This is a genomic window from Pseudomonas trutticola BRTCR10 (assembly GCF_056155105.1).
Window position 1 is genome coordinate 3,468,089 of the sequence record NZ_CM149552.1, and the last position, 12,624, is coordinate 3,480,712.

7 protein-coding genes are annotated in these 12,624 nt (G+C 61.0%); all 7 read left to right on the forward strand.

Annotated elements, in window-relative coordinates:
• Window positions 1-2: 2 nt before the first annotated feature.
• The 7 genes from ACVVH8_RS15570 to glgX all read left to right on the forward strand — a co-directional run bounded on the left by ACVVH8_RS15570 (window position 3) and on the right by glgX (window position 12,624).
• On the forward strand, window positions 3-956 hold the full coding sequence (locus ACVVH8_RS15570) for a D-2-hydroxyacid dehydrogenase family protein (RefSeq protein WP_401296538.1): 954 nt from the start codon (window positions 3-5) through the stop codon (window positions 954-956).
• Window positions 957-1,576: 620 nt separating this feature from the next.
• The gene (gene glgA, locus ACVVH8_RS15575; RefSeq protein WP_103302129.1) at window positions 1,577-3,163 is read left to right on the forward strand and encodes a glycogen synthase GlgA; all 1,587 of its coding nucleotides are present in this window, start codon (window positions 1,577-1,579) and stop codon (window positions 3,161-3,163) included.
• A 17-nt stretch (window positions 3,164-3,180) separates the two neighbouring features.
• On the forward strand, window positions 3,181-4,983 hold the full coding sequence (gene treZ, locus ACVVH8_RS15580) for a malto-oligosyltrehalose trehalohydrolase (protein ID WP_475224632.1): 1,803 nt from the start codon (window positions 3,181-3,183) through the stop codon (window positions 4,981-4,983).
• The gene (gene malQ / locus ACVVH8_RS15585; protein ID WP_103302131.1) at window positions 4,980-7,058 is read left to right on the forward strand and encodes a 4-alpha-glucanotransferase; all 2,079 of its coding nucleotides are present in this window, start codon (window positions 4,980-4,982) and stop codon (window positions 7,056-7,058) included. Before treZ ends, malQ begins: the two co-directional genes overlap by 4 nt.
• Window positions 7,055-9,823, forward strand: coding sequence for a malto-oligosyltrehalose synthase (locus tag ACVVH8_RS15590; protein WP_475224634.1), 2,769 nt, complete (start codon window positions 7,055-7,057; stop codon window positions 9,821-9,823). The genes malQ and ACVVH8_RS15590 overlap by 4 nt, the downstream gene beginning before the upstream one ends.
• Before the next feature lie 28 nt (window positions 9,824-9,851).
• Window positions 9,852-10,166, forward strand: a complete 315-nt coding sequence (locus tag ACVVH8_RS15595; RefSeq protein WP_103302133.1) for a DUF2934 domain-containing protein — start codon at window positions 9,852-9,854, stop codon at window positions 10,164-10,166.
• A gap of 298 nt (window positions 10,167-10,464) precedes the next feature.
• A complete protein-coding gene (glgX, locus tag ACVVH8_RS15600) occupies window positions 10,465-12,624 on the forward strand; it encodes a glycogen debranching protein GlgX (RefSeq protein WP_401296545.1) in 2,160 nt (719 codons plus the stop codon).

Genomic DNA, 12,624 nt, shown 5'->3' on the forward strand with positions numbered 1-12,624 from the left:
TGATGGCGGTGCAGATTGCAGTGATCGATGACTGGCAGGACGTGGCTCGCGACGTGGTCGACTGGTCGGTACTCGATAGCCTCGGTGAGGTGACGTTCGAACACGATTACCCGGCCGACAACGCGACCCTGGCCGAGCGCCTCGGCCAATACCAGGTGATCTGTGTGATGCGCGAACGCACACGATTCGACGAAGACCTGCTCAAGCGCCTGCCTAATCTCAAGCTGCTGGTCACCGGAGGCATGCGCAATGCCGCACTCGACATGGCGGCTGCGGCGGCACTGGGCATCAAGGTCTGTGGCACCGACAGCTACAAACATGCCGCGCCGGAACTGACTTGGGCGCTGATCATGGCCGCCACGCGCAATCTGCTGAATGAAGCCAACTCATTGCGTGCAGGCCGCTGGCAGCAGGGCCTGGGTGGCGATCTGCATGGCAAGACTTTGGGTATCCTCGGGCTGGGCAGCATCGGCCAGCGTGTAGCGCAGTTCGGACAGGTGTTCGGTATGCGCGTGATTGCCTGGAGCGAAAACCTTACCGCTGAACGCGCACAGCAGGTCGGCGTGACCTATGTGAGCAAGCAGCAATTGTTCGAACAGGCCGATGTGCTGTCAGTGCATCTGGTGCTCAGCGAACGCAGTCGCGGGCTGGTCGATGCGCAGGCACTGGACTGGATGAAGCCGACGGCACTGCTGGTCAACACTGCCCGTGGGCCGATTGTCGATGAAGCGGCACTGATCAAGGCATTACAAAAACAGCGCATTGCCGGTGCAGCGCTGGATGTATTCGAGCAGGAGCCTTTGCCGGCACTGCACCCGTTTCGCACACTGGACAATGTGCTGGCGACGCCCCACGTGGGCTATGTCAGTCGGCAGAACTATGAGCAGTTCTTTTCGCAGATGATCGAGGATATTCAAGCCTGGGCGGCCGGCAATCCGCTTCGCCAACTGAACTGACGCCTGCCCGATGGCTGTGGGTGGACTCACCGGCGCCTTCGCGATCATGCCCGCTCCCACAGGGTATCTGTGTTGAACACCAGATTTGTGTAACAACAGAAATCCGCTGTGGGAGCAGGCTTGCTCGCGAAGAGCCTTCAGAAGCAACAAATCAACAAACTGTTCGCACCACAACAGTGCGACCGCCCTCCCCGCCAGCACAAAATTGTGACTGATCAGTCACCGTTTTGATCCGCGCCTGCCAAAAAACCTGCACTTCGTCGGTGCGTTTGCACCCTCACACCGCGATTTCCGTGGCCCCCCAACCGATTGTCGAACAATTTACCCATTTGCTCTGGCCCGCTCTAGGATCTGGCCTAGACTGATTTTCGCGGGGCAAAACCGGCCGGTTACAAACTGGAAAAATTATCGAAACTTTTGCTGATCGCGTCGGGTCATCTGAAAGGCAGGGCCAAAGCGACTGGTGCAATCCTTGCAATGGCCTCTTCACCCATTCTGCTTGCGCGTGTTGGGTAGCGTTTGCTTACCGATGCGCGGCGCGTTTGCGCCCGGCCACAGGACGTGGTCATGGACAGGGTTTGTTCAAGACAAGAATCAGATCAACGACACGGGAGATTCATATGATCAGTGCGGCATTGGATATTCAGGGAGAACGTGCTCAGCAGTCAGTAGGCGAAGCGAGCACCGTCAGCGTTCCCGGCAGCCGATCAATCAACATCCCCGGCACCAAGACGCTGACTCCGGTAGCGAGTCAGAATCCCAACAAGAAAAAAGTGTTGTTCGTCACCTCGGAAATTGCCGATCTGGTGAAGACCGGCGGCCTCGGTGACGTTTCCGCCGCCCTGCCCCGTGCCATGGCGCATCTGCATGACGTAAGGGTGTTGATCCCCGGTTATCCGCAAGTGATGCACAGCGAAAACCCAATTCATATCATCGGCGAACTGGGCGGCCATGCAGCGCTGCCGCCGTGCAAGATCGGGCGCATGGACATGCCGGACGGGCTGGTGATCTACGTGCTGATCTGCCCCGAACTGTACGAGCGTGAAGGCTCGCCTTACGGCGCCAACAACGGCCGCGACTGGCCGGACAACCACATTCGTTTCGCCCGTCTGGGCCTGGCTGCCGCCGATATCGCCGCCAACCTCGCGCAAATCCACTGGTGCCCGGATCTGGTGCACGCCCATGACTGGCCGGCTGGCCTGGCGCCTGCTTATATGCACTGGCGCGGTCAGCGCACCCCGACGCTGTTTACCATTCACAACCTCGCCTACCAAGGCGTGACCAGCCTCGGCTCTTGCCCGGAGCTGGGCATTCCGACCCACGCGCTGCAACAGGAAGGCATGGAGTTCTACGGCAAGATGTCGTTCCTCAAGGCCGGCATGGCCTATTCGAGCCACATCACCACGGTCAGCGCCACGTACGCACAGGAAATCACCACCCCGGATTTCGGCTGCGGACTCGACGGTTTCCTTGCCGCCAAGACCCAGCAAGGCTTGCTCAGCGGCATCCCCAATGGCATTGACGAGAGCTGGGACGCGGCCACCGATCCACACCTGTTCGCGCCGTTCCACATCGGCGACTGGGAAGGCAAAGCGGTCAACGCCGCTCACGTTCGCGAATTGTTCGGTTTGAAAGACTCCGAAGGCCCATTGTTTGCCGTGGTTTCGCGGCTCGTCTACCAGAAAGGTCTGGATCTGACCGAAGCGGTCTCCGAGTACATCGTGCAAAACGGCGGCCAGATCGCGATCATCGGCCGTGGCGAACCGGAAGAAGAGCAAGCCATGCGCGAACTGGCATTGCGCTTCCCCGGCCAGGTCGGCGTACGCATCGGCTTCAACGAAACCGACGCCCGCCGCATGTTTGCCGGCAGCGACTTCCTGTTGATGCCTTCACGTTACGAACCGTGTGGCTTGAGTCAGATGTACGCCCAGCGTTTCGGCTCGTTGCCGGTGGCGCGCAATACCGGCGGTCTGGCCGACACCATAGAAAACGGCGTGACCGGTTTTCTCTTCGACGAATCCACCGTCGAGAGTTACCGCGAAGCCCTGAGCCGCGCGTTCAAGGTGTTCGCCTTTCCCGAACTGCTCAACGCCATGCGTTGCCGCGCAATGGCCGCACCGTTCAATTGGTGCAAAGCCGTCGAACCGTACGCTGAACTTTACGAACAACTGGTCGCCAAGGCGCTGGGTAAAGCACACCACAAATAATCAGGGAGTTTTCCACGATGCCGTTACGGACCCAAGAGAACTGGCCCCACGGCGCGATCAAGCTGGACGCCGAACACACACAATTTGCACTGTGGGCACCTGACGCGTTTTCCGTAAGCGTCGAACTGCAAGATGGCCAGTCGCTGCCGATGCTGCCCCAGGTAGACGGCTGGTTCATGATCGAGGCCCGCTGTCCGGCGGGCACGCGTTACCGCTACAACATCGATGGTGAAATAGAGGTGCCTGACCCCGCCTCCCGCGCTCAGGACGGCGACATCGACCGCTACAGCGTGGTGGTCGACCCTGACGCTTATCAATGGCAACACACTACCTGGCACGGGCGGCCGTGGAACGAAGCGGTCATCTATGAGTTGCATGTCGGCGCGCTGGGCGGCTTTGCGGCAGTTGAACAGCATCTGGCGCGGCTCGCAGAGTTGGGTATCACCGCCATCGAACTGATGCCGATCGCACAGTTTCCCGGTGACCGCAATTGGGGCTACGACGGCGTCCTGCACTACGCACCGCAAGCGTCCTACGGCACGCCGGAACAGCTCAAACACTTGATCGACACCGCCCACGGCCACGGTCTGGCGTTGATTCTTGACGTGGTCTACAACCACTTCGGCCCCGACGGCAACTACCTGAGCCGCTACGCCAAAGGCTTCTTCCGCGAGGACAAGCACACGCCATGGGGCGCCGGGATCGATTTTCGGCGTCGTGAAGTTCGCGAGTTTTTCATCGAAAACGCATTGATGTGGTTGCTGGAGTATCGCTTCGACGGCTTGCGTCTGGACGCCGTACACGCCATTGAGGACCCGCGTTTTCTACGAAAACTGGCGCAGCGCATTCGCCAACAGGTTGATCCCGGCCGCCATGTCTGGCTGACCGTCGAGAATGAGCTCAACCAGTCGAGTTTGCTGGAAGAAGACTACGACGCGCAGTGGAACGACGACGGCCATAACGCCCTGCACGTGTTGCTGACCGGGGAAACCGATGCCTATTACGCCGACTATGCGCTGCAACCCACCGAACAGCTGGTCCGTTGCCTGAGCCAGGGCTTCGTGTTTCAAGGCCATATCACCCGTCACGGCGAACCACGGGGCGAGCCGAGCGAACATCTGCCGTCGACCGCGTTCGTCCTGTTTCTGCAGAACCACGACCAGATCGGCAATCGCGCTTTCGGTGAACGTCTGCATCAACTGGCCGATCCGCGCGCCTTGCAAGCGGCGACGGTATTGTTGCTGCTGTCGCCGATGATCCCGCTGATGTTCATGGGCGACGAGTTTGCCGCCGAACAGCCGTTTCTGTTTTTCACCAGCCATCACGGCGAACTGGCCGAGTTGGTGCGCGAAGGTCGGCGCAACGAATTCGCCGGGTTCAGCGCCTTCACCGATCCACACAAACGCGAGCAAATCCCCGATCCCAACGACGAACGAACCTTCCAGACGTCGCGCCCCGAACTGCTCGGCAACGGCACGCCGCAGCAACAGGAAACCCTTGCGCTGTACCGGGAACTGCTGCAATTGCGCCATCGCTACATCATCCCCAATCTTTCCGGCACGCAAGCACTGGGCGCGCACATGCTCGGCCACGCCGCCGTCAGCGCACGCTGGCGACTGGGCGATGGCAGTGAGCTGCGAATCGACCTGAACCTCAGCGATACGGCAGTGGTCAACCCTCCACGGACCGGCGCGGTGTGGCTGTTTCAAAAGCCACCTGCGATCGAAATGTCGGATGAGGGCCTGTTGCCCCCGTATTGCGCGCTCGTCAGCCTCACGGCCGCAACCCCTCTGCAACCTCTGAATGGAGAGCGCCTATGAGCGATGCGCAACTGGAAATTCTGGCCAGCCGGGCCGGCCTCGCGGTCGACTGGATCGACGCCAACGGCCGCCCGCAAAAAGTCGCCCCGGCGGTATTGCGCAATGTCCTGATCGGCTTGGGCCACCCCGCCAGCACTGCCCAGGAAATCGACGCCAGCCTGCTTGAACTGCAACAAGTCCAACAAGATCGCCATTTGCCGCCGCTGCTGACCAGTGACGTCGGTATCGGCGTCGATCTGGCGCGCTATTTCAAACCCGAGACGCCGTGTGAGATCCACCTTGAGGACGGTTCGCGAATGAACCTGAAACTCGACGCCGAGGCGATACTGCCCGGCCTGATCCCGGTCGGCTATCAGCAGGTTCACATTGACGATCAATACTTCACGCTCGCCGTAGCGCCGGAGCGCTGCTTCAGCGTCGGCGACGCGGTTGACAATCCGATCCCCCGCGCCTGGGGCCTGAGCGTGCAGTTGTATGGTCTGCGTCGCCCCGGCGATGGCGGTTTTGGCGACACCCAGGCCTTGGAAGAACTGGCTCGCGTGGCCGGTGAGCGCGGCGCCGACGCCCTCGCGATCAGCCCGTTGCATGCGATGTTCAGCGCCGACACCGGACGTTACAGCCCGTATTCGCCGTCCAGCCGTCTGTTCCTCAACCCGCTGTATGCCGCGCCGGGCGCGATTCTTGGCGAGCGCGCCTTGCGCGATGCCATCGAGGCCAGCGGTCTGGCGGAGCAATTTGCCCAACTGGAAAGCCTGAAACTCATCGACTGGCCAGCCGCCGCCGAAGCCAAGCAGAAACTTCTGCAAGCCTTGTACGAGGGTTTTGTCGCCGGCGATCACCCGCTCCACCCCGACTTCGCCAGTTTCCGTCACGCCGGTGGTGAAGCACTTGAGAACCATTGCCGCTTCGAGGCCATTCAAGAGATGCGCGCCGCCCGCGGCGAAAGCCTCGACTGGCGCGAATGGCCCGAGCATTGGCATGACCCACGCGGCGCCGCCCTTGGAGCGTTTGCCGAGGAGTACGCCGAGCGCATCGGTTACTTCGCCTTTTGCCAGTGGCTGATCCACCGTTGCCTCGAACGCGCGCAAACCACCGCACGCAGCGCCGGCATGGGCATCGGCCTGATCGCCGACCTCGCGGTCGGTGCCGATGGCGCCGGCAGTCAGGCCTGGAGCTTTCAGGACGAACTGCTCGCCTCGCTGACCGTTGGCGCACCGCCGGACATCCTCAATCGCTCGGGTCAGGGCTGGGGTATTTCCGCGTTTTCCCCGGAAGGCCTGATCCGCAATGGCTTTCGCGCATTCATCGAAATGCTCCGCGCCAACTTCGCCCACGCCGGTGGCCTGCGCATCGACCATGTGATGGGCCTGCAACGGTTGTGGGTGATTCCCAACGGCGCGGCGCCCGCCGACGGTGCGTATCTGTATTACCCGGTGGATGATCTGCTGCGTTTGTTGACCCTCGAATCCCATCGTCATCAAGCCATCGTGCTCGGTGAAGACCTCGGCACCGTGCCCGACGGTCTCCAGGAAAAGCTCATCGCCCGTTCAATGCTCGGCATGCGCGTACTGTTGTTCGAGCAGGACAACACCCATTTCAAACCGATTCTCGACTGGCCCGACAATGCGCTGGCCACTACCAGCACCCACGATCTGCCGACGCTCAACGGCTGGTGGCATGGCCGCGACATCGACTGGAATGCACGCCTGGGTTTTGTCGATGCCAACGGTGAAATCGAATGGCGACGCCACCGCCAGCGTGAGCGCGAAGGTCTGCGCGGTGCGCTGAGTCAGGACCCGCAGAACTTCCGCGAAGAGTCCCACGAGGCCGATCAAGTGGTCGACGCCAGCGTGCGTTTCCTTGGCCATACCCGAGCGCCGCTGGTGCTGCTGCCGCTTGAAGATGCGCTGGGCATTGACGAGCAGGCCAATCTGCCGGGGACCATCGACACGCACCCGAACTGGTCGCGGCGTTTGCCGGGCACCAGTGAGGCGTTGCTCGACGGCGCGGATGCCGCGCGACGTCTGGAACTTCTGGCGTGCGCGCGCCTGCAGGCTGCCGAGCGTGACCAATGAATCAATCGCTCATCCAACCATTGCGCGCCACCCTGCGCCTGCAATTTCATAAAGGCTTCACCCTCGAACACGCGGTGCCGCTGGTGCCCTACTTCGCCCGGCTCGGCATCAGCCACATTTATGCCTCGCCGTTGCTCGCCGCTCGCGCCGGTTCGATGCACGGCTATGACGTGGTCGACCCGACGCAAGTCAACCCGGAACTGGGCGGCGAACCGGCGCTGCGGCGGCTGGTCAGCACCCTGCGCGACCACGACATGGGTCTGATTCTCGACATCGTCTCCAACCACATGGCGGTCGGCGGCAATGACAATCCGTGGTGGCTTGATCTCCTCGAATGGGGACGCTTGAGCCCCTACGGCGAGTTTTTCGACATTCAGTGGCACTCGCCGGACCCGTTGATGGAAGGCCAGTTACTGCTGCCGTTTCTCGGCAGTGACTACGGCGTGGCATTGCAGGAAGGCACGCTGAAACTGCAGTTTGATGCGCAGCGCGGCAGCTTTTATGTCGAGCACTACGACCATCACTTCCCGATCTGCCCGAACGATTACGCTGATTTTCTTAACGGTGATGATGCGCTGAGGTCACTGGCTCAGCGCTTCAGCGCGCTCAGCGACCAGACCGACGCGCATTCACTGGCCGTTCCTTTAAAGGAAGAACTGCGGCAATTGGCGAGCGATCCGTCGATACTCGACGCCATCCAGCGCAACCTCAAGGCCTACGATTCCACTACCGATGAAGGCTTCCACAAGCTGCATCAATTGCTGGAACGGCAGAGTTACCGCCTCGCCAGTTGGCGCACTGCTGCCGACGACATCAACTGGCGGCGCTTCTTCGATATCAATGAACTCGGCGGTCTGCGCGTCGAACGCCCGGCGGTGTTCGAAGCGACTCACGGCAAAATTTTCCAGTTGATCGCTGAAGGCCTGGTCGATGGTTTGCGCATCGACCACATCGACGGCCTCGCCGATCCACGCGGCTACTGTCGCAAACTGCGTCGCCGTGTCGATCTGCTCGCACCCGGGCGGCATCTGCCGATCTACATCGAGAAGATCCTCGGCGCCGGTGAAACGCCGCGCCGCGACTGGGCGGTGGACGGCACCACCGGTTACGAATTCATGAATCAGCTGTCGTTGCTGCAACACGATCCGGACGGCGAACACATCCTTGGTGACTTGTGGCAACGGCGCACCGAGCGCCCTGCGGCGTTTATCGAAGAAGCGCAACTGGCGCGTCAGCAGATCCTCAATGGCTCGCTGGCCAGCGATTTCGAAAGCGTTGCTCAAGCCTTGCTGCAGGTCGCCCGCGATGACCTGATGACCCGTGACCTGACCCTCGGCGCGATCCGTCGGGCTTTGCAGGCGCTGATCGTGCATTTCCCGGTGTACCGCACTTACATCAGCGCGATGGGTCGCTCGGCCCAGGATGAAGAATTCTTTCAGCAGGCCATGGACGGTGCGCGGCAGACACTGGGCGAAGGCGACTGGCCGGTGCTCGATTGTCTGGCAGCCTGGCTCGGCGGCACGCCGTGGAGACACAAGCCCCGAGGCCGTTCACGAAAAATCCTCAAACATGCATGCGTGCGTTTCCAGCAACTGACGTCGCCGGCGGCCGCCAAAGCCGTGGAAGACACCGCGCTGTATCGTTCGGCGGTGCTGCTGTCGCGCAATGACGTCGGCTACAACACCGAGCAATTCAGCGCACCGCTCAGCGACTTCCACGCCCTCAATCAGCAACGCCTCGAGGCGTTCCCCAACAACCTGTTAGCCACCGCCACCCACGATCACAAACGCGGCGAAGACACCCGCGCGCGTCTGGCCGTACTCAGCGAGCGCAGCCATTGGTATGCCGAGCAAATCGAATTGTGGCGTGCCCTCGCCCGGCCGGTGCGCAGTGACGAGCAGATGCCGTCTACCGGCGACGAGCTGATTTTGTATCAGGCCCTGATCGGCAGTTGGCCGCTGGAGCTGCGCGACGATGATCAGGCCGGATTTGCCGACTACGCCAAACGGATCTGGCAATGGCAGCAGAAAGCGTTGCGCGAAGCCAAGTTGCAAAGCAGTTGGAGCGCACCGAACGAGGCCTATGAAAACGCCGCGCAATCGTTCACCGAAAAACTCCTGACCGGTGATGAAGGTGAACTGCTACGCGCGGCGCTGAGTAAAACCGTCAACAGCATCGCGGCGGCGGGTGCGCTGAATGGCTTGGCGCAAACCTTGCTGCGCATGACCGTGCCGGGGGTGCCGGATCTGTATCAGGGTAACGAGTTCTGGGACTTCAGCCTGGTCGATCCGGACAACCGCCGGCCGGTGGATTACGCCGCTCGCGAGCAAGCCTTGCAGGCACCCGTGCCGGTCGGGGAAATGCTGTCGAACTGGCGTGACGGGCGCATCAAGCAAGCCTTGATTGCCCAGGTGCTGAACCTGCGTGTCGAGCACGCCGAGTTGTTCCGGCGGGGTTCGTATCAGGCCCTTGAGGTACTGGGCAGCCGGGCGCACAACGTGCTCGCGTTTGCCCGTGAACATGAGGGAATGCAAGCCATCGTGATCGTGCCGGTCCGTTGCGCAACCCTGCTGGAAAACAGTGCTGTACCTCAGGTCGATGCGCTGCGCTGGGGCGATACGCGGGTGGTTTTACCGTTCGCCGCCTCCGACACAAACCTGAAGGGACTTTTTTCGAGCGGCGCAGTCACAAAAAACAGGGAGCTGAATATCAGCGACGCGCTGGGGGATGTCCCGGTCAATCTCTTTATCCAACACTTAACGTAAAGCATGAGTTCAGTTCAGGAGCATTGCGATGAGCACCGACGATAAACGCATCCGCGAATTCGCCTATCAGATCTGGGAGTCGGAGGGTAAACCCGAAGGCCAGGAAGATCGCCACTGGGAAATGGCGCGCAAGCTGGCCGAAGCCGAAGCCCTGGCGCCGAAAAAATCGCCGAAGGCGGCGGGCAGCAAGGCTGCCGGCAAAACCGCCGAGGTGAAAGCACCCGCCGCCAAACCCAAAGCCCCGGCCAAAGCCAAGCCAGCAAGTGCTGCGAAAGTGATTCCACCGGGCGAAAAAGCCGTCGAGAAAAAGCCGCGAGCTGCGCGCAAGCCCCCGGCGAACTGACGCTACCCGTTTTATTGAACTGAACAACCGTGTGGCGGGCTTGCTCGCCACAGAGGGCCAACTCGTCCTCAAAAAACACTAACCGCCATGTGGGTGAAGACCTCTGTGGTGAGGGGATTTATCCCCGATGGGTTGCGAAGCGACCCCAAAAACAACAAATGCGGAGCATCTGCCACACCGCATCCAATGGTTTTGCGACTGCTACGCAGCCGATCGGGGATAAATCCCCTCACCACAAAATCACTCTGCCACAGGTTCAGATTTAACCGAACGACCCCCGATTTTTGCAGGAGCAATCATGACCCGTCCAAACAAAGCCGAGCCCGTCACGCACGCCGAACCCTCGAGAATCCGCGAAGGCCTGCCCTTCCCGCTCGGTGCGACCTGGGATGGCCTGGGGGTGAACTTTGCCCTGTTCTCCGCCAACGCCACCAAGGTCGAACTGTGCATCTTCGACGACACCGGCGAGGTCGAACTCGAACGCATCGAACTGCCGGAATACACCGACGAGATTTTCCACGGTTATTTGCCCGACGCGCATCCCGGGCTGATCTACGGCTATCGCGTTTACGGCCCGTATGACCCGGCCAACGGTCATCGCTTCAACCACAACAAATTGCTTATCGACCCGTACGCCAAACAACTGGTCGGCGAGCTGAAATGGTCGGAAGCGCTGTTCGGCTACACCATCGGCCATCCCGACGCTGACCTCAGTTTCGACGAACGCGACAGCGCGCCGTTCGTGCCCAAGTGCAAGGTCATCGACCCGGCGCACACCTGGGGCAACGACCACCGCGTCAGCATTCCTTGGGACAAAACGATCATTTATGAGACCCACGTGCGCGGCATCAGCATGCGTCACCCGTCGGTGCCGGAGAACGTGCGCGGCACCTTCGCCGGGTTGATGGTCGATGACGTGCTGGAACACATCCGCAAACTTGGCGTGTCCACGGTCGAGTTGCTGCCGATCCATGCCTTCGTCAACGATCAGCATTTGCTGCACAAGGGCATGACCAACTACTGGGGTTACAACAGCATCGCGTTCTTCGCCCCGGACCCGCGCTATCTCGCCAGCGGCAAGATCGCCGAGTTCAAGGAAATGGTCGCGCACCTGCACGAGGCCAATCTGGAAGTGATCCTCGACGTGGTCTACAACCACACCGCCGAGGGCAACGAACAAGGCCCGACCCTGTCGATGCGCGGCATCGACAACGCCTCCTACTACCGACTGATGCCGGATGACAAACGCTTCTACATCAACGATTCCGGCACCGGCAACACGCTGGACCTGAGCCACCCGTGCGTGCTGCAAATGGTCACCGACTCGCTGCGCTACTGGGCCAGCGAGATGCACGTCGACGGCTTCCGCTTCGATCTGGCGACTATTCTTGGCCGCTATCACGACGGTTTCGATGAGCGCCACAGCTTCCTCGTCGCCTGCCGTCAGGACCCGGTGCTGCGTCAGGTGAAAATGATTGCCGAACCGTGGGACTGCGGCCCCGGGGGCTATCAGGTCGGCAACTTCCCGCCGGGTTGGGTTGAGTGGAACGACAAGTTCCGCGACACCGTGCGCGCCTTCTGGAAAGGCGATGACGGTCAGGTCGCCGACTTCGCCAGTCGCATGACCGCGTCTGGCGAGATGTTCAACCAGCGCGGACGGCGGCCGTATTCGTCGGTGAACTTCATCACCGCCCACGACGGCTTCACCCTCAACGATCTGGTGTCGTACAACGACAAGCACAACGAAGCCAACGACGAGAACAATCAGGACGGCAGCAACAACAACCTGTCGTGGAACCACGGTGTCGAAGGCCCGACCGACGATCCCGAAATCAATGCGCTGCGCCATCGGCAGATGCGCAATTTCTTCGCCACCCTGCTGCTGTCACAAGGCACACCGATGATCGTTGCCGGCGACGAATTCGCCCGCACACAGGACGGCAACAACAACGCGTACTGTCAGGACAGTGAAATCGGTTGGGTCAACTGGGACCTGAGCGAGGACGGCAAAGCCCTGCTGAAATTCGTCAAACGCCTGATCAAGTTGCGCCTGGCTTACCCGATCCTGCGTCGCGGCCGCTTCCTGGTCGGCGAATACAACGAGGACATCGGCGTCAAGGACGTCACCTGGCTCGCCCCCGATGCCACCGAGATGACCACCGAACACTGGCACGATGCGCACAACCGGTGCCTGGGCATGCTCCTCGATGGCCGCGCGCAGGAAACCGGCATTCGCCGCAAGGGCGCCGACGCGACCCTGCTGTTGGTGGTCAACGCCCATCACGACATCGTCAACTTCACCTTGCCGGAAGTGCCTGAAGGCAGTTTCTGGACCTGCATGATCGACACCAATCAGCCGTCGATTCGCGGTCAGGAACGCTTCGACTTCGGTCACGAATATTCAGTCACCGGCCGTTCGTTGCTGCTGTTTGAACTGCAACGCGAAGAAGAAGATTGA